We start from the raw sequence: 19,664 nt of genomic DNA, 5'->3' as shown, positions 1-19,664 counted from the left end.
CACGTTGCCCGCCGTGGATGCACTGCCGGCCGGCCGGATCATTGTGCCGCTGGCGTTGTGGCAGGCCGGGCGTGAAGCGTTGACGGCGTCGCGCAGCGCCGCGGACATCGGCGTGTGGCTCGCGGCGGATAGCGAACCGGCAGACATCGTGGCCGACTTCGACAGGGTCGCGCTGATTGCGGTGGATTTCCCGGTGTTTCGCGACGGCCGGGGCTACAGCATCGGGCGTCTGCTGCGCGAACGCTATGGCTACAAGGGCGAGCTTCGCGCGATCGGCGACGTGCTGCGCGATCAGCTGACGTTCATGTTCCGCTGCGGTTTCGACGCCTACGCGGTACGTGCCGACAAGGACCTTCACGACGCGCTGAAGGCGTTCGACGAATTCACCGTGCAGTATCAGGGCGCCGTGGATAATCCGGTGCCGCTGTTTCGCCGCCGAACGACTGCCTGCGTCGTCGAAACTGTGCAGCAGGCCGCAGCCGGGCGTAGCTCGCACTAGCAAGCACGACGCGACCCGGCAGATGCCCGACAAAGCGACATATCAAACAGGCATGGATCAGATGCCAACCTTGTATTTTTCATATGGGATGTGCGCTCCTAGACTTGCTACATCAGTCGCGGCCACCCGGTCCAACAGACTGGAGCACAGGAGCGTTTCAAATGATCAGCCTCACCCGGAACAAAAAGTCCGCGCTGTCCCGCCATGGCGATTCTTTCCTCGGGAGCGGCCACAGCGAAATGATTCGCCAGTTCACGCCGAACTGGTTTGCGATGACGATGGGTACCGGGATTCTCTTCCTGATCCTGCTGGCGGTACCCGTTGAAATCCCCGCGCGCCGGCAGATCGCAATGACCATATGGGCCGTCGACAGCACCCTGTTCTGCTGTTTCGCCGGGCTCTTCGCGGCTCGTTTCATCCGCTTTCCACAGACGATAGCGCCGCTTCTCGATCACCCGGTCCAGTCGATGTTTCTGGGCACCATTCCGATGGGACTGGTCCCGATCGTCAACGGACTGGCGATCTTCGGCCCAAGGCTGTTTGGTCCGACCGCACTCGAGGCCGCGCATTTGCTCTGGTGGCTGGACGCCGGGCTGGCATTGCTGGTTGCCTGTCTCGTGCCTTACCGCATGTTCACGAAGCAGCAACATTCACTCGAACAGGTCACCGCAATCTGGCTGTTGCCGCTGGTTGCGCCGGAAGTGACGGCGTCGAGCGCCGGCGTGCTTGCGCCGCACCTGCCGGTAGCCGCGGCTCAACTGATGGTCGCAACCGGCTACATCCTGTGGGCCATCTCGGTGCCGCTGGCGTTCTCTATTCTGACGATTGTGTTTCTACGCCTGGCCCTGCACAAACTACCGCATCGCGACATGGCAGCGTCGTCCTGGCTCACGCTCGGGCCGATCGGCACCGGCAGCCTTGGGATGCTGGTACTTGGCCAGGCCGCGCCCACGCTGTTCGCCGGTACGCCGCTCGCGCAGGCCGCAATCGCGGCCCGTGATTTCGGGCTGGTCGTCGGAGTGCTGTTATGGGGCGTGGGCATCTGGTGGCTGCTGATCGCGACGGTGCTGACCGTGCGCTATCAACGCGAAGGCATGACCTTCAATCTCGGATGGTGGGGCTTTACCTTTCCGATTGGCGTTTATGCCTCGGCTACCCTCACGTTGTATCGGCTGACGGCATTTGCCCCGTTTGCCGTATTCGGTACCGTGCTGGCGCTCGCGCTGCTCGGCTTCTGGCTGGTCGTCGTGACGCGCACGGTCAATGGGATGTTGCGAGGACATCTGTTTCATGCGCCTTGTCTGCAGCAGCCGAAAGCCGCGTAACCGCTTTGGGAATAAATGCCGCGCGTCGGTGTTCGCCTTTACGCCGACGCCCACACGGAAGATCAGGCAAAGCCGGGCGTCAGGGTGCCGGTCGTCAATGGAGCAGGGCAGAACGGAGTGTGGGAAGATGTGGCAGGCCGAAGACATCAGCATGGTAGCTGCACTGCACCGCAAAATCATGAGCTACGCAGGCAACCGCGCGATCGCACCGCCGTGGATTCGATAGCGATGAATTTCACCCATCTCCTTGCGTTCTATGAAGTAGCCCGTGCCGGTAGCGTGAGTGCCGGGGCGCTGCGACTCCACGTCAGTCAGCCCGCCGTGACACGGGAGATCCGCGATCTGGAGGACCGCCTTGGCATGGTGCTGTTCGACCGCCTGCCGCGTGGAGTGGCGCTCACGGAGGCTGGCGTGGTGCTGTTCGATTACGCAGAGCGCATTTTCACGCTAGCGGACGCTGCCGAGGGGCAGTTGAAGGAATTGGCCGGTCTTTCCGCCGGCTATATGAAGATCGGTGCAAGTGGCACGCTCGGGGTGTATTTTGTGCCCGACATGATCGCGCGGTTCAATGCGAACTTTCCGCGTGTCGCAATCGATCTGACAGTGACCAATACCGCAAGGGTAGAGGCTGGCTTGCGCGACCATACTTTCACGCTCGGGTTTGTGGAAGGCCCCTTCGATGACACGATCCTGGATGCGCGACCTATCGGTGCCGACGAGATAGCCGTCATTGCCGCTGCAGGCCATCCGGATGCCGGTCGTCGGTTGCGCGCGCAGGATCTGGTCGATCAGATCGTCATCATGCGCGAGCCTGGCTCCGGCACGCGCGCAATCGTGGAAGAAGCCTACGCCCGGATTGGTCTGAACATCCAGCCGCTCATGTCGGTGAGCGACACCGAAGCGATCAAACGCATGTTGCTGGCACAGCATGCGCTTGCGTACGTATCCGCGCTGAGCGTGAAGGATGAGTTGCGCCGCGGGGAACTGACCGTCATCGAAGTGGCGGATCTGCGGATTGAGCGGCCGCTGCACATGGTGTGGCTCAAGGGCCGCTCGCTTTCACCCAGCAGCGTGGCGCTGTTTGATCTTGTCGCGGCGACGACCGAGGCAGGACGGGAATGCCGGGATAGCCTCACTGGCCATCCGGTTCGCCGATAGGACTGCACGGCGAGGAACAACAAATCGGGGCGGGCTTTTGCCCTATGCATTGGACGGGCGCCGGGGGCGCGCAATCCGCTCGGTTGTGCGACGCGGCCCGGCCAATCCCGGTTGTTGGGTCCAGCGTCAAGACGGACCTTCGAACGTCGGCTCCATTCGAGTAACGGCCCTCTGGCGGCGCGATCATCGCGCTTCAGCTAGCTCAGGAGTCTCGATGCCGTCCGGACGACTTCATCGACGAACACCTTGACCATGGGATGGTTGCGCTCGCCGCGACGATAAGCGACGTAGATTTTGCGGCGAACCTCGGGCCTCAGCTTTATCCATGCCACGCCGCGCGGCGAGCGTAGCATCCTGAGTCCGGGTGCGAGCGACACCGAGCAACCGGAGGCGACCATCGCTTCGACCATCTCTGATCCGCGGCATTTGGCGTTGGTCAGCGGCTCAAATCCGGCGCGGCGGCATAAATCGGCAACGAAGCTGCCGAAGGGTCCCCTCCTGGATTCCATTGCCCACGTTTCGTCTCTGAGATCGACCAGGCTAAGCGATGGCTTTTTGCTCAGCGGGTGCTCGGTCGAGACCGTCACGTACCACACATCCTCGGCCAGCGGCACAACCGTGACGTGTTCCCGGTTATCGCCCGCGACAATCGAGAGATCGTCAATCAAGGCGATGTCCGTTCTCCAGGACCGCAGGGCCGCCACCCCGTCAATCGCCTCCAGTTCTTCGATGGCGATCTCCATGCGCGGAAACGCGTGCCGCAGCGCCTTGACCGTGTCAGGGAGTACCACCGACGCAATCGACGGAAACGCGGCGACGCGCAGCTCGCCGGCTATCTCACGCCGAAGCTCTGCCATTTCCGAGCGAGCCTCGTCAATCACGACCATTAGCCGCTCGGCGTGCGCCACCAGCGCGTGGCCTGCCGGAGTAAGCCTGACCCCACGGCCGATACGTTCCGTAAGCTTGACGCCGGCCTCTTCTTCCAGTTGTGCGATCTGCTGTGACACCGCCGAAGGCGTCAGGAACAGAGCCTCAGCGGCGGCGGCCATCGTGCCGCCTCGCGCCAGCTCCAGGAGCGCCCGCAGTCGACCGACTTCCAAAGTACGTGCCTCCTGAAAGAAAGCGGGTTGATTCAACAGAATCACTAATGTATTTGATAAGAAACGATAAGTATACGTAAGCATATTTGCCGCCTACGATTGAATCGTCTAACAGCGCCAGAGAACAGCCGCGAGACACATGCGCAGCGCCGCGTCTGGCCAACTGCGTCACTGGTAAGCAATTTCTTGGAGCATATTATGTTTGCCTTCCTTCTCACACGAATTGGCCTCTGGTTCGAGCGCGCCGAACAACGCCTCAATGACGAGTATCTGGCGGGCGCGCGAGACCTTGCCGAGCTCGAACGGCGCATGCGCTCGCTGGAAAGCCGCTGCTGATGGAGGTCATGCCGCCGCGACCACAGGACCAAAGGACCGAAGCGTACGCTGCAGCAACCCTTGCGGTCACCGACGATTTCCGCGCCCGCCGTAATCCGCAAGCTGCCGGTCGCACGCTGAGGCGGCAGCCGTCCGCAACGGGTGGAAAGCACTCATTGGTTCCGGTTGCCAAGCAGGTTCGCTGCTGCAGTTGAGGCACGCCTGCCGCACCTCCTGATTGCCGCCGTCCCACGCATCGAATCGGCTCGCAATGCCGCTCAGGTCTCGACCGTCACCCGATGCATTTCGCGCCGTTCGCCGTGGTAGTCGTTGATCGGCAGATGCTGGGTGCTGCGGTTGTCCCAGAAGGTCACCGTGCCCGGCGCCCAGCGGACGCGGCACGTGAACGCCGCCTGCGTAGCGTGCTGGAACAGGTACTCGAGCAGGGGACGGCTCTCTTCGACCGTCATGCCCTTGAAATGCGTGGTGTAGGTCGAATTCACGTAGAGCAGCTTGCGGCCGGTTTCCGGATGGACGAACAGCACCGGATGCTCACCGCTTCTGTTGACGAGTCGAAGTGGCTCGAACGGTCGGCCGGTCGCCGGGTCTACTTCTGGAACCGGTGTCTCGTGAATTGCGGTGAGGCCGTCGAGCATTGTCCTCATCGCAGCGGAGAGCGCGTCATGGGCTGCGTACATGTTCGCGAACAGCGTGTCGCCACCTCGCCTGGGCGTGTCGATCGCGTAGAGGACCGAACCGAGCACGGGCCGCGTCAGGAAGGTCACGTCCGAATGCCACTTCTCACCGAACACACGGTGGTCGTCCTTCTCCTTGACGACGCGCAGCACTTCGGGATGCCCGTCGAGCGGCTTCGCGAGGATGTACGGATGAATATGCAGTGGACCAAATTGCCGCGCGAAATTCTTATGCTGATCGAGCGTAAGCCGCTGATCGCGAAACACGATCACCTGATAGTCGAATAGCGCGCAGCGCACCGCGACGAACGCATCCGGTGCCAGCGGCACCGACAGGTCGATGTCGAGAATTTCGGCGCCCAGCGCGCCAGTCATCGGTTCGATTCTCATCTTCTGTCTCCAGTGCAGCGGCCACTACAGCCGGCCGGCTTCGATGATCCGCTGCAGGAACACACGGGTGCGTTCGTTGCGCGGCTCGTCGAAGATCTGTTGCGGCGGCCCTTCCTCATGAACACGGCCTTCGTAGAGGAAGCATACTTTGCTCGCGACTTCGCGCGCGAACACCATTTCGTGCGTGGCGAGCAGCATCGTCATACCTTCGGCGGCGAGGTCTCGCACCATGCGCAATACCTCGGACACCAGTTCGGGATCGAGCGCCGACGTGATCTCGTCCAGCAACAACAGCATTGGCCCCATCGCTAACGCACGCACGATAGCGACGCGCTGCTGCTGGCCGCCGGATAGCCGGTCCGGGTAGGCGTTCGCCTTATGCTCGAGGCCGATCCGCTTGAGCAGCTTCAGTGCATTCGCTTCCGCTTCCTGACGATCCATGCCGAGCACGCGGATCGGCGCGAGCGTCACGTTGGCGAGCACCGTCATATGCGGAAAAAGATTGAAGCTTTGGAACACGATGCCGATATCGCGGCGCAGCGCGTCGACGTCGACGCCCGCGCCAGTCATCCGATCGCCGTGAATACGGATCTCGCCGCCATCGATCTGCTCGAGGCCATTGATACAGCGCAGCAGCGTGGACTTGCCGCAGCCGGACGGCCCGATCAGGCACACCACCTCATGTTCGTCCACGTCGAGTCGCAGCCCGTCGAGCACGGTATGCTCCCCGTAGCGCTTGCGGATATCGGCGATCTCGATCAGCCGCATAGGTGTCTCACATGCTGCCGGCGAGGCGGCGTTTTTCGATCAGCCGGTCGACGAGGCGCGTCTGCGGGATCGTGATTACGATGAAAATGATGGCCACCGTCGACACCGCCGACAGGTTGAAATGATTGCTCGCGATGATCTTCGCCTGGTTGAACGAGTCCATCGAACCGATGATGTTCACGAGCGCGGTGTCCTTCTGCAAGCTGATGAACTGGTTCAGCAATGGCGGGATCATCCGGCGCACGGCTTGCGGGATCACGATGAAGCGCAGCGTTTGCGCATAGGAGAGCCCAAGCGAGCGTGACGCCGCGGTCTGGCTCCAGTGAATGCTTTCGATGCCGGCGCGGTAAATCTCCGCGACATACGAACTCGACGTCAGCGTCAGCGCGATGATCGCGAACGACTCGGGCGACAGGTCTTTCAGAACCGGTAGGCCGGTCAGCGAGATGCCGAAGCCTACCAGGTAGATCGTGATGATCGCGGGCAAGCCGCGGAATATGTCGATGTACGTGACGGCCAGCACACGGATCGGACGGCCTGCGGGTCCCGGCGTCATCCGTGCGATCGCGGCGGCCAGACCGACGATCAGCACCAGCACTTCAGCCACCATGAAAATATGGATGTTGGTCCAGAACGCCTTGACGACGAGCGGCATCGTTTCGACCATCAGCGGCAGCTGGAAGAACGTGCGGCTGACAGCGAGATCGTTCGCGATCAGGAACTGGATGAAACCGAGCATGACCAGCAGCGAGACTGCGAGTCCGGCCGAGGTCCACATGTCGCTGCGCGAAGCGGACGCCGCGGTGCGCGCCGCGGCCAGTTCGCCGCTGGCGACAGCGCGGCGTGCGCGCTGCGCGGCACGCAGGCTGCGTAGCGCCGGAACCAGCGGATACAGCCCACCGACGCCGAGCAGTACCAGCAGCGCGTCCGATCCCTTGCCCGTCACGCTGAGCGATGCCAGGGCCACGCGCAGATCGGAGAGCGTACGCCAGAAGCAGGCCACGACCAGCAACGCGAACACGGTGACGACCAATGCGCCCCGCGTGGTGTCTTTGGGCGGAGCGCGAAAGTGCCAGTAACGGTCTTTGTCTGCGGCCTGCAGTTCAAGCGGTTGTTGCATGCGAGCGACGCGGCCTTATGGCTTGAAGTAGGGGATTTGGGTCGGATCCTGGCCCCATGCCGCCGCGAGGTACTTCTGCGTCAGCATTTTCAGTGTGCCGTCATCGGCCATTGACTTGATGATGCGGTTCAGATCCGCCGAGTTTGCCGATCCCTTCGGATAAATCGCGCCGTATTTCTCACCGGTCGTGTACTGGCCGACTACTTTCATCGTGCCGTGCGAATTGGCGGCCTGACCGAGCGAGTACGCGGTGTCGGTCAGCACGACGTCGATCTGGTTTGCGGCGAGTGCGGTGAACATGCCCGACGTGTCGGGGAACACCTTGACGGGTTGCGATGGCTTCAGCACATTGCTCGCGAAGTCGGCGCCCGTCGTGCCCTGGTGTACGCCGATACGCATCGTACGAATATTGCCGGCGGTGACGCTGTTCGACGATTTGACCAGCGCACCGATGTCGGAATCAAAGTAGGGCGTCGAAAAATCGACGACCTTCGCGCGCTCTGGCGTGATCGACGCTTCGGACAGTGCGAGGTCATAGTCCTTGGTCTGGCCTGCAATCAGCGCATCCCACGACACGTTGCGCACCGCGACCTTGTCGAGCCCTGCGCGCCAGGCGATATTCGCGGCCATGCAGTACTCGTAGCCGTCCTTCATCGACTCCGGCGTGTCACCGTTCCACCAACCGGGCGCGGGTAGCGACACTTCAACCGTCAACTGGCCCGGGATCGCAGGCTTAAGTGGCATAGAACCTTTCTTGCCGGTGACGGTGCAGCTTCCATAAGTCTGCGCGCTGGATTGCGTCGCGACGCAACCGAGCGCCGCGATGACGGCCAGGGTGAAAAGCATCGAGGCCGTGCGCTTGCGGGAATCCGTATGCATATTGTTCTCCTTCGGCGCGTTCTCATTACCGCGTTCTTCAGCATAGGAAGCGCGAAACCCAGAAACCATTGGGAGTAGTACTTATGTATAGACATTATGCGCAATCGTGCGATTATGACGATGATGCGGACTGTGCGAACGGGGCCCACGGCACCGGATGCAGTTGTAGCGGAGCGATCCAGAATGAAGAGCGAGGAATCCCTACACCAGCGCATTCGCGCGGATATCGAGCAGCGCATCCTGTCCGGGGAGTGGAAGCCCGGCCACCGCATCCCGTTCGAACACGAATTGATGGTCGAATACGATTGCGCGCGCATGACAGTCAACAAGGCGTTATCCGCGCTGACGGAGGCGGGCCTGATCGAGCGTCGGCGCCGTGTCGGCAGCTTCGTGATGCGGCCCATCGCGCAGTCTGCAGTGATGGCGATTCCGGATATCGAGGCGGAAATCGTCGCACGCGGCCAGCTGTATCGCTACGAGTTGCTGACGAAGCGAAAGCGCCGCGCGTCGAAACACGACCGGGAAGCGATGAAGCTGGGGCCGCACGCAACCGTGCTCGCGGTGTCGTGTCTTCACCATGCGGACGCGCGACCTGTGGCGTTCGAAGACAGGCTGATCGTGCTCGACGCGGTACCGGATGCGCAACAGGTCGACTTTGCGGTCGAACCACCCGGTGGATGGCTGCTTCGGCATATTCCATGGCACGTGGCGGAGCATCAGATAACGGCGCGCAACGCGCCTGACGACGTAGCGGCACTGCTTGGCATCGAGCCGGGACAAGCCTGCCTCGTAGTGGACCGGCAGACATGGCGAATGGGCGCACTGATCACGAGCGTGCGCCTATGGTTCCCGGGCGATCTGCAACGCCTCGTGGCCCGCTTCACGCCGACCAGCGTATCGCCGCGTTCATCCGCTTCGCCAGGTCAACCACGTCTGGATCATTGATAGCGTCATCTGTCATTTTCGGGCGGCTTTCGAAGCTCGTGCATGCTCATCATGATCAATCCACGTCCGTTCATGGTCAGGCTCCGGGCTGGCTGTGAAGCCGCAGCATGCGCCACAGCAGCCAGCCCGGAGCAGGAAACCGGACATTTCTAATGAGCCAGAACCGGACATTTCTAAAAAGCTCTAATAGAAAAAAGTTCGCTAATTTATCTTATGTCAAATCAACAAAACGATCACCGGCTGACAAACGCAGACAGCTCGCAAACTACCTCCGCCCAGCCTCCGCCAGCAACCCATCCAGCAACTCCAGACTCACCGGCTTCACCAGATGCGCATCGAAGCCGGCCGCAGCGGACCGCTCTTTGTCGCTCTGCTGCCCAAACCCGGTCATCGCCGCCACGAACACGTCGTTGGACCACCATTGCGAGCGCAGTGTCCGTAGCACGGCAAAGCCATCCATATCCGGCAACGCCAGATCGAGCAGCACCAGATGCGGCCTAAATCCGCGCACTGCCTCGACCCCCTCCTTGCCGTCGTACGCCACCCGCACGTGTTGATCTTTGAGTTCGAGCAGCATCGCGAGGCTGTCGGCCGAGTCGCGGTTGTCGTCAATCACCACAATCCGCAGACGTTCCGCACCGTCAGACGCATCGACACGCCTCGCAGCCGGAGCGCCGTCGGCACTGTCATCCGCGGCGTTATACGGAAGACGGACGGTGAACGTGCTGCCTAGCCCCATCCCGCCACTGGCGGCCGTAATCGTGCCGCCGTGCATTTCGACAATCGACCGGCATAACGTGAGGCCGATTCCCAGGCCCGCTTCGCTCGGATTCAGATGATGATCCTCCTGCACGAACAGATCGAAGATGGCGTTCAGCCCGTTCGCTGAAATGCCGCGCCCCGGATCCGTCACGTGCAGTAGCAAGGCGTTCAGATCCCGCTTTACGTCGATGACGATTTCGCTGCCGCGCGGAGAAAACTTTGACGCGTTATTCAACAGATTCTGGAACACCTGCACGAGCCTCGTCAGGTCGCCTTTCACGCTCAATGGCGCCTCAACCATCAGCACCTTCACGCTTTGCTGGCGTTCGTCGAGCATCGGACGCACCAGCTCGACGCTGCGCGCAAGAATGTCGCCTATCTCCGAGCGCACCAGCCTGAGTTCAATCTTGCCGGTCGTGATCCGGCCCATATCGAGCAGATCGTCGACCAGACGTCCAAGGTGTGCAGTCTGTCTGTCGATCATGTCCCGGCAACTCTGTGCCCGCGCGCTGAGCCCCTCCTCCAGCTGCATCACGCCGATCGCATTGCGTACCGGCGCGAGCGGATTGCGCAACTCGTGCGCAAGCGTGGCGAGGAATTCGCTGATGCGTTTGCTTGACGTCTCCAGCTGCTCGAGCCGCTTGCGCTCGCTCATATCGCGCGTCACCTTGGCGAAACCACGCAGGACACGCTGGCCGTCGTAAATCGCCGTGATCACGACGTTGGCCCAGAACACCGAACCGTCCTTACGCACCCGCCAGCCTTCGTTTTCGAGGCGTCCGGCACGCGTGGCCGTCTCCAGCTCGATCGCGGGCAAGTCGGCGGCGAGTTCTTCCGGCCGGTAGAAAATCGAAAAGTGCTTGCCGAGGATTTCGGTGGCCCGATAGCCCTTGATCAGCAAGGCACCGTTGTTCCAGCTCGCGACATGTCCCTGCGGATCCAGCATGAAAATCGCGTAGTCGCTGACCCCTTCCACCAGCAGACGAAAGCGCTCTTCGCTTTGCCGCAGCTTTTCTTCCTCCTCGCGCTTTGCGGTGAGATCGCGCGTGTATTTTGCGTAGCCGATATGCCTTCCGGCCTGATCGTGGACCGCCGTGATGACGACGTTGGCCCAGAACGTCGTGCCGTCCTTACGCACTCGCCAGCCTTCATCCTCGAAGCGGCCAGTCGCTTTGGTCTGCTGAAGTTCGTAGTCGGGCCAGCCCCGCGCGAGCGCCTCGGGCAGATAAAAGCGCGAGAAATGCTGGCCGATGATCTCATGGGCAGCATAGCCTTTCAGCCTGCGGGCGCCGGTGTTCCAGCTCGTCACGCAGCCCTCGAGGTCAAGCAGAAAGATGGCGCAATCTTCGATCGCATCGACGAGCGCGTGGTACTGCTCGTCCGTCCCCAGTACGGGCGAGCGGGGAGCGGGTTGCTCGGGAGTGTCGGATGCCTCGGTGGGCAAGCCGTTTGCGATGTTCATTGATTGCAGGGCCGGAGGGAATGTACCAATCATATATAAAGCCGTTCAATCAGAGAATGCTCTGAATCCCGACGCTTTCTTTGCGCACGCTACGTAAGCGGGTGAAGCGCCGCGCGGCTGCTCCTGATTGCGAGTTGTCGCAAGCGGCCGCGACATTTTTGCCGTTGATGTAACCCATGCCGGTAACTTCGGCCGTGGCGTGGCATTCCTCGACCGCAGCGGTCGCCGCGCGGGGCGTGGCACGCGGATTGCGGCACCGCAACGCGGACTTGGGCGCCCCCAGCTTCGCTTGCCGGCAACCGCGACGGAGCACAAGGCGATGCAAGTTGCAGACGAGGTCAACCGACGTCACGTGCGCCAGGCGCGCCGCCTTGCGCGCTCGCGCGAAATGTCCCGCTATGCAGGCAAGCCGCTGCGGCTGCTCTGGCGCTACATTGCGCGGCGCAAGGTCGCGCATGCCATTGTGCTGCTCAGCGTCTTTGCGGCCGTCGGTTGTGCGCTGGCGTCGCAGTACGGCATCAAGAATCTGATCGACGCCCTGCCCGCCGGGCGCGCACATCCCGCCACGGTCGAGCGCGCCTTCCTGCTGCTCGTCGTGCTGATCCTCGCGGACAACCTGTTCTGGCGCATCGGCGGCTGGATTGCCGCGCGCGTGTTCGTCGCCGTGACGGGCGACATCCGGCGGGAAATGTTCGGCTACCTGACTGCGCACCCGCCCGTGTTTTTCGCGGACAAGCAGCCTGGCGTGCTGTCGAGCCGCGTATCGGCCACGGCCAACGCGGTGTACGTGGTCGAGAATACCGTCGCGTGGACCGCGCTGCCGCCGTGCCTGACCGTGATCGGCGCCATCGCGATGGTCGCGGCCGTCAGCGTGCCAATGAGTCTCGTGCTGACCGCCATTTCCGCCATCCTCGCGCTGGGCCTCTTCGTGCTGGCCAGCAGGGGCACCGCGCGGCACCAGGCGTTTGCGGCGCGTGCGGCATCCGTGGACGGCGAACTGGTCGACATCATCGGCAATATGGGTCTGGTGCGGGCCTTTTGCGCAATCGGCTCGGAACGGCGGCGCTTTGACGAACATCTCGCGACCGAAGGCAGTGCGCGCACGCGCAGCCTGCTCTACCTGGAAAAACTGCGCATACTGCACGCGCTCGCCACCGCCCTCTTCTCCGCGGGCATGCTCGGCTGGACCGTGTGGCTGTGGAGCGTGGACCGCGCAACGACCGGCGATGTCGTGCTGATCAGCTCGCTCGGCTTTGCGATTCTGCATGGCACGCGCGATCTGGCGGTAGCGTTCGTCGATCTCACGCAGCACGTGGCCCGCCTCGGCGAAGCGTCGGCTACCCTGCTGATCCCGCACGCCATGCCGGAGCGCCTCGACGCCGTGCCGTTGCGCGTAGAGGACGCCGCCATCGACTTCACCGACGTCACCTTCGCGTATCCCGGCCGCCGCCCGGTTCTGAACAACCTGAACCTGCACATCAAGGCGGGCGAGCGCGTCGGCCTGGTCGGGACATCGGGCGCCGGCAAATCGACCATCCTCGCCTTGCTGCAGCACTTTTACGAGCCGGCAGCGGGAACCGTGAGCATCTCGGGACAGGACATCGCGCGGGTGTCGCTCGAAAGCCTGCAGGCCGCCATGTCGATCGTTCCTCAGGACGTTTCCCTGTTTCACCGCTCGTTGTTCGACAACATCCGCTACGGTGTGCCGAAAGCGAGCGAGGCCGACGTGCTGCGCGCCTGCGAAGACGCCAATTGTCTCGACCTGCTCGCGGCCCTGCCCGACGGGTTGAACACCATCGCCGGCGACCGCGGCACCAAGCTTTCCGGCGGCCAGCGGCAGCGCATTGCGATTGCCCGCGCGATCCTGCGTGACTCGCCCATTCTGTTACTGGACGAGGCGACCTCCGCGCTCGATTCCGCCTCTGAAGCCGCCATCCAGACCGCGCTCGAACGTCTGATGAAAAACCGCACGGTGGTCGCGATTGCACACCGCCTGTCGACCCTGCAAAGCTTCGACCGGATCGTGGTGATCAATCACGGCCGCGTGGTGCAGGACGGCTCGCCCAGCGAACTGGCCGGCAAGCCCGGCATCTATCGCGACCTGCTGGTCCGCCAGCGCAAACGCGCTACGCCGCCGCCCGAACTCGCCTGATTGACCCGAAGCCGCCCTCACCTGCCCGGATTGACCGACTGGATGCGTGCACAACCATGCGGAAACGTTTGCGCAGGGCATGGCCGTGCATGCTGCCGACGATTTGCTGACAACCTTGCTGAATCGCTGAAGATGTTCAGAGAAATGCCGATATAGGGTGTTACAACTAAATCCAGCTTAGGGGCACTGATGGTTCCGGTAGCTCATATAAAGGGGGCGTTCAAGGTCGACGAAGACGACCCTGAGCTCGTACGTTCGCAGATGCAGGCATTCGGCCGGCATATTCCCCTTCTCTACTTCATCCTGATCGGCAATACGATGGCGGTGGTCGCGACGCACTTCCGCTGCGCGCCGCCGTGGCTCGTCATCGATATGCCCGCGCTCCTGTGTGCCGTGTGTCTGTGGCGCTGCGCGCGCTGGTGGCAAGTGCGCCGCGATACGCTGACCCACGAACAGGCGGTGCCGCGACTGCGTCAAACGGTGCGGCTGGCGGCTTTGCTGGGAGCCGGTTTCAGCTCATGGTCGTTGATGATGTTCCACTACGGCACCGTAGTCGAGCAGGCACAGGTCGCGTTTTACATGGCCACGACCCTGGTGGGCTGCGTGTTCTGCCTGATGCATCTGCGTGCGGCCGCGTTGATGCTGCTGTCCATCGTGACCGGCGCATTCACCATTTTTCTGACCGTCGCGGGACGACCGGTTTTCGTTGCGATGGCGCTCGATATGCTGTTTGTCGGCCTTGCGCTCGCGCTGATCGTGCACCTGTATTACCAGAATTTTGCGAGTCTCGTCCATTCGAAGCGCGAACTGCTGGCGAGTCAGGCGATCACGCAGAAGCTGAGCGACGATAACTTCAGACTGGCCAATATCGACGCCCTGACCGGCCTGCCGAACCGGCGCAGTTTCTTTTCCTCGCTGAACGCGCTGGCCGAGCAGGCCTCGCAGGAAAGCGCCGGGTTTCACATGGGACTGATCGATCTCGACGGCTTCAAGCAGGTCAATGACATCTACGGTCATGCGAGCGGCGATCTGGTGCTGCGGGAAGTCGGCGCGCGGCTTCTGGAACTAGCGGAACCGGCCATTTTCTTTGCGCGGCTGGGCGGTGACGAGTTCGGCATCATCATTCAACGCCGCCTGACGGAAGACGAATTGGACCGGTTAGGCCAGCGGCTTTGCGAGAAGCTGAGCCGCCCGTATCACATCGGCCATAACACGGCGGAATTGTCGGGCACGATCGGTTGGGCCGGGCTGCCGCCGGCCAGCGTCAGCGTCGCGGAGATGTTCGAGCGCGCGGACGCCGCGCTCTACGTAGGTAAGGAAAGCCGTCGCGGCAGTGCGATCGTGTTCTCTGTCGAGCACGAAAACCGCGTACGGCGCGCAAGTCTGGTCGCCCAGGAACTCAAGGCGGCAAGCCTCGAATCCGAGCTGTATCTGGAGTTTCAGCCCATCTACGACGCCAGCGCGCGTTGCGTGGTCGGCTTCGAAGCGCTGGGACGATGGCGTAGTCCGAAGCTGGGACAGGTGCGGCCGGAAGAGTTCATTCGCATCGCCGAGCGCACGGAGCTGATCGGTGTTGTCACAGAAGTGCTGTTGCGCAAGGCGCTGGCCGAGGCATCGAACTGGCCCGCGCCGGTCTATCTGTCGTTCAATCTGTCCGCCCTCGATATCTCATCGGTGCCGCGCGCGAGGCGCTTGCTGGACATCGTGCAGCAAAGCCGCCATGCACCTGAGCGCGTGCATTTTGAAATCACCGAGACCGCCGTGACGCGCGATTTCAAGCAGGCGCGCGCCTCGCTGTCGCTGATCAAGCAAGTCGGCTGTCACGTCTCGCTCGACGATTTCGGCACCGGCTATTCGAGTCTGAGCTATGTGCATCGGCTGCCGTTCGACACGATCAAGATCGATCGCAGCTTTGTGGCCGAGGTCGACACGGATCTCGCCTCCGCCAAGATCATCAAGTCGGTGATGGACCTGTGCAGGAATCTGGGCCTCGCGTGCATTGTCGAAGGGGTCGAGACCGAATCCCAGCGCAAAATCGTGACCGCGCTGGGCGGGCGCGTGATGCAAGGCTACCTGTTTGGGCGCCCCATGGCGGCGGACGCGATGCCGTCGTTCCAGCTGAATGCGGTTGATCTCGGCGTGCAGACCTGAACCCGCTCCGACGCGAGCGCTGATCCCCTGGTCACCCCGCAGCACGTCGAGCCGCAAAGCAGAAATCGACAATCAGACGCGCGATAAAAGCAGTGCACGCAGCACCGCATTGGCGAATCTCCACACGTAAAAACTGCCAGGACCATGCAGACCCGGTGCCCGCGCTTTGCCATCAAAGCGTCATCTGCATCGCGCGTAATGGCTGAGTTCAGGCGCGATTCGTACAGCGCCTTTGCATGCCCCCAGTCGCACATAGCACGATGCACCGCTGCGCGCCTTACCAGTCAAGGCACGCACGCCGTTGCTCAGGGTCGCGAAACCTCTACACCGCAGCACCGACCATCGCAACACGCCTCTTGAAACGCCTGGAATCCAGGTGGTGCGGGATCATCCGGACGCAGGCATAGCGCTTGCTGAAGGCAGACGGTTTGAACGCAACGCTTACGGCACTCCCAAGCTAACGCCTCCATTTCATTCGAACATGCCGACGCCGCTCAACGTTTTACTGGTCGCCTCCGAGGCGGCACCGCTAGCGAAAACCGGCGGTCTTGCGGACATGGTCAGCGCCTATGGCGCAGCCTTGTGCGATGCCGGCGTTGCCGCGTCGATCCTGATGCCGGCGTATCCGGGGGCGCTTGCCAGGGTGCTCGGCGCGACCCGCGTCGCGAGGCTGGCGGGGTTGCCGGGCGGCGACGGTGTGATCATCCGGGCGCGCATGCCGGACTCCGGACTCTCCGTGCTGCTGTTGCAGATGGATCATCTCTACCAGCGCGACGGCATCTACCGTGACCAGCACGGCCGCGACTATCTGGACAATCTGGTGCGTTATGCCTCGCTCGCCGCAGCGGCCGCAAGGATTGCGCGCGGCGTACGTGGCATCGGGCGGCCGGACATCGTCCATGCACACGACTGGCATGCCGGACTGACTCCGCTTTTCATGAAGCTGGGCGGCGTGCAGGCGCACAGTGTGTTTACGATCCACAACCTCGCATTTCAGGGTAACTATCCGCTCGCGGCCGGAAGCTGGATCGGCGTGCCGCCCGACCTGCTCGTGCCGGCGCTGAGCGACGAGCGCAGCATCGAGTTTTACGGCTCGCTCAGCATGATCAAGGCCGGTATCGTCCACGCCGAACGGGTCACGACGGTCAGCGAACGTTACGCGCGCGAAATCCTGACTACCCGCTTCGGACACCGGATGGAAGGCGTGCTGAACGCCGAGGCTGACAAGCTCTCGGGCATCACGAACGGCATCGACATGCAGATGTGGAACCCCGCCACCGATCCGCTGATTGCCGCCCACTATTCGGTCAGCAACGTGGCCGGCAAGTACGCGTGCAAGCGCGCCTTGCAGCAGGCCTTTGGCCTCGCGCGTGAGCCGTTCGTGCCGCTGGTGGCGATCGGCAGCAGACTGACCGCGCAAAAACTCGCGGAGGTGGTGGCGCAGGCGATTCCCGCGATGCTCTCGCGCCATGCGCGGCTGCAGTTCGCGATCCTCGGTGAGGGCGATGCGCCGCTCGAAGCCCGCATGCGCGAGCTGGCGGCGCGCTGGCCGGGGCGCGTAGGCACCTGCATCGGCTACGATGAGACGCTCGCGCACATGCTGCACGCCGGCGCGGACATGTTGCTGCATGCGAGCCGCTTCGAGCCATGCGGACTCACGCAACTGTATGCGATGCGTTTTGGGACGATTCCGGTCGCCTCGCGCGTGGGCGGCCTCGCCGACACCATTTCCGATTACGCGTTCGAACTCGGCAAGTCGGGTGCGGCCACCGGTTTCCTGTTCGAAGGCGAGACCGTCGAGGCCGTGACGGCCGCGGTGGGCCGCGCCGTCGAGGCGTTCAAGAATCCTTCGCTCTGGCGCACCCTGCAGCGCAATGCAATGACGCGCGACTCGAGCTGGGGGCCGGCGGTCAGACAATACCTCGAACTATATGGCGCGCTCAGCGAAGCGCGGCCGGCTCTTCCTGCGAGCCCCGCGCTTGCCCGACCACTGCCGGACCCAAGGCCGGCACTGCCGGCACGGCACCCTGCTCCGCGCACGGCGAGCGCTGAAGCGTCGCAGGCAGCGGCGCAGTAGCCGCAGGAGCAACCCGATCCTGAGCTTGCCAGCCGGTCGCGAGACCGTGGTCTGTGCGCAGCGCTCAAATCGCCGCGGCGCCGCCGTGCTGCGCCAACCTGATGCCTTCCTGCAATTCGGGGCGCACGCTGAAGTTCGGCTCGGCCATCCATTCGTTGAGCCACTCTCGCCACTCCATCCAGTGGCTCGCGAGGTCGAATTCCGCGTCGATATGGCCGCTGTCGTCGGTTCGCAGATACGCGTAGACGAGCCGCTGACCGTTCCAGTACGCCACGGCCCGGTCGGTGAGATCGGCGGTGGTTCCCAACGCGACATCCTGCAGGATCATTGCGAGCCTGGTTTCGAATTCTTCGCGAGTCATGGCGCTCTCCCTAGATTCTGATCCACAGCAGAAACAGTGCCTGTGGACATGATCCCATAGGAGCGCCTGCGCCGGTGGTCATTTGCGCTGCGCCTGTCCCGTTCGCATGGACGGGACGAAGCCGGCGAGGCAGGGAAGACTAGGCGCTCGCGGCCGTCTGCTCTCTTGCTTCGAGTGCCCGCAACGCGTCGTCGAGGCGTTTGACCCGCTTGATCAGCGACGGCGCGCAGACCGCGCCCGTCACCGAATTGACGCGTTCGCGCCAGTAACTCAGCGGCAACGATCGATCCGGCACGCCAATGCGCTGCATGACGTGTTCAAGGTGTTCGATGTCTTTCTCAAGCTGATGATGATTCATGGTATTCCCCCGAATGCCAGTCTCTGCCGGCGCACCTCATGGTTTTTTGTATTTTTCCCAAGTGTGCGCGGACTGGACCGAACGGCTTGACCATGCGTCTCAGTTCTGCCAAAAAAATCTGCGGGTCAGAGGCGTTGTCTAATTGGGAGCACCCGCGTGGATATTGGGCCACACCAGTGAGAATTTGACCCCGCCGCGTGCCGGAACGTATAGCTCGCGGCTGCGCGGCACGCCGTCGAGCGTGGCGACCACCCGATAGCGGCCCTGCGGCAGCCGCGCATAGAGATACGGGCCATCCGAAGTCGCGCTGAAGGCGACCGATCCATCCGCTCTCAAGACCTGCACGGCGACGCCCGACAGATACTCGCCGGAGCCGGTGGTAAAGGTTGCCCGCATGTTGTAACCGGGCGCGAGTCCGCGAAAAGCGGCCGCTTCGTCCTGTCCGACCCCGCCGGTGACATACGCCACTCCCCTGTCATGGCCGACGGGTATGTCGCCGGTGGCGGTGCTACGTGCCGGCGCCTCCTCGGCGCTCACGGCGGCAGCGGGCGGCGCGGGCACGGGCGCGGTTGACGCCAGTGACGGCGGCAGCGGCGGAATGTCGTCACGTTTTACCGGCTGGCGCGCGGCAGCGGCGTCGCGCGCCGCAGGCGGCGCCGGCGGCGGCTTGCGCTCCGAGGTCTCTTTGGCGGGCGCTGCGGGAACGGCAGGCGCGGCGGGCTGCACGCGCGGCCGCGCAGCGCCCGGCTGGCCCGCCTGGCAGTCGAGTCCAGGAATGTTGGCGCTGTCGTTGGCCGGGCGTCCTTCCAGTAGCCACCCCGGCAGCGCCACGCCCTGCCCTTTGGCGCGAGGCGCCAGCGTATCGCGCAGACGCGCGGTGACGGTCTTGCGATCTTCGGGCGTGGCTGCCCGACGCATTTGTGAACAGAAATCGAGCCGCTCGTCGTCGCTAAGCAATTGCGACGGGACAGCTTCGGCGGGCCGCTGCGCCTGCGCGCCGCAGGCCACGACGGACATCGCGCACACGAGCCCAATCCGGATGGTCCTCGACAAACCGGCAAATGTAGTGGACATGTGAAACCTCCGGGGCGATCTCGGGAGCGCTGCGTCTGGGTCCTTTGCGGAGCGTCTGGGAGCGCCTCGCTTA

18 protein-coding genes are annotated in these 19,664 nt (G+C 63.1%); 8 read left to right on the top strand and 10 right to left on the bottom strand.

Going from position 1 to position 19,664, the window contains the following annotated elements; all coding sequences use genetic code 11:
• From VGH41_RS02055 to VGH41_RS02045, 3 genes are all read left to right on the top strand, one after another.
• Positions 1-499: DUF934 domain-containing protein (locus VGH41_RS02055; protein WP_331595672.1), on the top strand; the 499-nt coding region annotated here is incomplete at its 5' end.
• A 161-nt stretch (positions 500-660) separates the two neighbouring features.
• Entirely contained in the window at positions 661-1,824 is a 1,164-nt protein-coding gene (locus VGH41_RS02050; protein WP_331595671.1) for a TDT family transporter, read from the top strand.
• A gap of 228 nt (positions 1,825-2,052) precedes the next feature.
• On the top strand, positions 2,053-2,982 hold the full coding sequence (locus tag VGH41_RS02045; RefSeq protein WP_331595670.1) for a LysR substrate-binding domain-containing protein: 930 nt from the start codon (positions 2,053-2,055) through the stop codon (positions 2,980-2,982).
• A gap of 197 nt (positions 2,983-3,179) precedes the next feature.
• Here VGH41_RS02045 and VGH41_RS02040 read toward each other — a convergent pair whose 3' ends face one another.
• Entirely contained in the window at positions 3,180-4,166 is a 987-nt protein-coding gene (locus tag VGH41_RS02040) for a LysR family transcriptional regulator (RefSeq protein WP_331595669.1), read from the bottom strand.
• Positions 4,167-4,280: 114 nt separating this feature from the next.
• Between VGH41_RS02040 and VGH41_RS02035 the strand changes: the two genes are divergently transcribed.
• Positions 4,281-4,418, top strand: coding sequence for a DUF3563 family protein (locus tag VGH41_RS02035; RefSeq protein WP_331595668.1), 138 nt, complete (start codon positions 4,281-4,283; stop codon positions 4,416-4,418).
• Positions 4,419-4,675: 257 nt separating this feature from the next.
• On the opposite strand, the gene VGH41_RS02030 is transcribed toward VGH41_RS02035, so the two are convergent.
• The 4 genes from VGH41_RS02030 to VGH41_RS02015 are packed head-to-tail and all read right to left on the bottom strand — an operon-like array spanning position 4,676 to position 8,249.
• The gene (locus tag VGH41_RS02030; RefSeq protein ID WP_331595667.1) at positions 4,676-5,482 is read right to left on the bottom strand and encodes a TauD/TfdA dioxygenase family protein; all 807 of its coding nucleotides are present in this window, start codon (positions 5,480-5,482) and stop codon (positions 4,676-4,678) included.
• A 24-nt stretch (positions 5,483-5,506) separates the two neighbouring features.
• A complete protein-coding gene (locus VGH41_RS02025; RefSeq protein WP_331595678.1) occupies positions 5,507-6,244 on the bottom strand; it encodes an amino acid ABC transporter ATP-binding protein in 738 nt (245 codons plus the stop codon).
• Positions 6,245-6,257: 13 nt separating this feature from the next.
• Positions 6,258-7,370 (bottom strand): amino acid ABC transporter permease, encoded by a 1,113-nt coding sequence (locus VGH41_RS02020; RefSeq protein ID WP_331595666.1) that lies wholly within the window; start codon positions 7,368-7,370, stop codon positions 6,258-6,260.
• 15 nt (positions 7,371-7,385) lie between these two features.
• Positions 7,386-8,249 carry an ABC transporter substrate-binding protein gene (locus VGH41_RS02015; RefSeq protein ID WP_331595665.1) on the bottom strand — a complete coding sequence of 288 codons (864 nt, stop codon included), beginning with the start codon at positions 8,247-8,249 and terminating at the stop codon, positions 7,386-7,388.
• 183 nt (positions 8,250-8,432) lie between these two features.
• On the opposite strand from VGH41_RS02015, the gene hutC reads away from it, so the two are divergent.
• On the top strand, positions 8,433-9,194 hold the full coding sequence (hutC, locus tag VGH41_RS02010; RefSeq protein WP_331595664.1) for a histidine utilization repressor: 762 nt from the start codon (positions 8,433-8,435) through the stop codon (positions 9,192-9,194).
• 265 nt (positions 9,195-9,459) lie between these two features.
• Here the strand turns inward: hutC and VGH41_RS02005 are convergent, their stop codons facing one another.
• Positions 9,460-11,418 carry a PAS domain S-box protein gene (locus tag VGH41_RS02005; protein WP_331595663.1) on the bottom strand — a complete coding sequence of 653 codons (1,959 nt, stop codon included), beginning with the start codon at positions 11,416-11,418 and terminating at the stop codon, positions 9,460-9,462.
• 49 nt (positions 11,419-11,467) lie between these two features.
• Positions 11,468-11,596: a hypothetical protein gene (locus VGH41_RS02000; RefSeq protein ID WP_331595662.1), complete on the bottom strand. Its 129-nt coding sequence runs from the start codon at positions 11,594-11,596 to the stop codon at positions 11,468-11,470.
• A gap of 141 nt (positions 11,597-11,737) precedes the next feature.
• Between VGH41_RS02000 and VGH41_RS01995 the strand changes: the two genes are divergently transcribed.
• The 3 genes from VGH41_RS01995 to glgA all read left to right on the top strand — a co-directional run bounded on the left by VGH41_RS01995 (position 11,738) and on the right by glgA (position 17,798).
• Positions 11,738-13,570 (top strand): ABC transporter ATP-binding protein, encoded by a 1,833-nt coding sequence (locus tag VGH41_RS01995; protein ID WP_331595661.1) that lies wholly within the window; start codon positions 11,738-11,740, stop codon positions 13,568-13,570.
• Between the two features lie 189 nt (positions 13,571-13,759).
• On the top strand, positions 13,760-15,721 hold the full coding sequence (locus tag VGH41_RS01990) for a putative bifunctional diguanylate cyclase/phosphodiesterase (protein WP_331595660.1): 1,962 nt from the start codon (positions 13,760-13,762) through the stop codon (positions 15,719-15,721).
• Positions 15,722-16,202: 481 nt separating this feature from the next.
• Positions 16,203-17,798 (top strand): glycogen synthase GlgA, encoded by a 1,596-nt coding sequence (gene glgA, locus VGH41_RS01985; RefSeq protein WP_331595659.1) that lies wholly within the window; start codon positions 16,203-16,205, stop codon positions 17,796-17,798.
• A gap of 64 nt (positions 17,799-17,862) precedes the next feature.
• Here glgA and VGH41_RS01980 read toward each other — a convergent pair whose 3' ends face one another.
• The 3 genes from VGH41_RS01980 to VGH41_RS01970 all read right to left on the bottom strand — a co-directional run bounded on the left by VGH41_RS01980 (position 17,863) and on the right by VGH41_RS01970 (position 19,591).
• Positions 17,863-18,159 carry a hypothetical protein gene (locus VGH41_RS01980; RefSeq protein WP_331595658.1) on the bottom strand — a complete coding sequence of 99 codons (297 nt, stop codon included), beginning with the start codon at positions 18,157-18,159 and terminating at the stop codon, positions 17,863-17,865.
• A gap of 139 nt (positions 18,160-18,298) precedes the next feature.
• Positions 18,299-18,517, bottom strand: coding sequence for a hypothetical protein (locus VGH41_RS01975; RefSeq protein WP_331595657.1), 219 nt, complete (start codon positions 18,515-18,517; stop codon positions 18,299-18,301).
• Between the two features lie 138 nt (positions 18,518-18,655).
• Positions 18,656-19,591 (bottom strand): carboxypeptidase-like regulatory domain-containing protein, encoded by a 936-nt coding sequence (locus tag VGH41_RS01970; RefSeq protein WP_331595656.1) that lies wholly within the window; start codon positions 19,589-19,591, stop codon positions 18,656-18,658.
• Positions 19,592-19,664: the final 73 nt, after the last annotated feature.

It is taken from the genome of Paraburkholderia sp., from assembly GCF_036488795.1.
Taxonomy (GTDB): Bacteria; Pseudomonadota; Gammaproteobacteria; order Burkholderiales; family Burkholderiaceae; genus Paraburkholderia.
The sequence above is the reverse complement of the archived record's forward strand: the minus strand, read 5'-3'. Positions and strand labels throughout refer to the sequence as shown.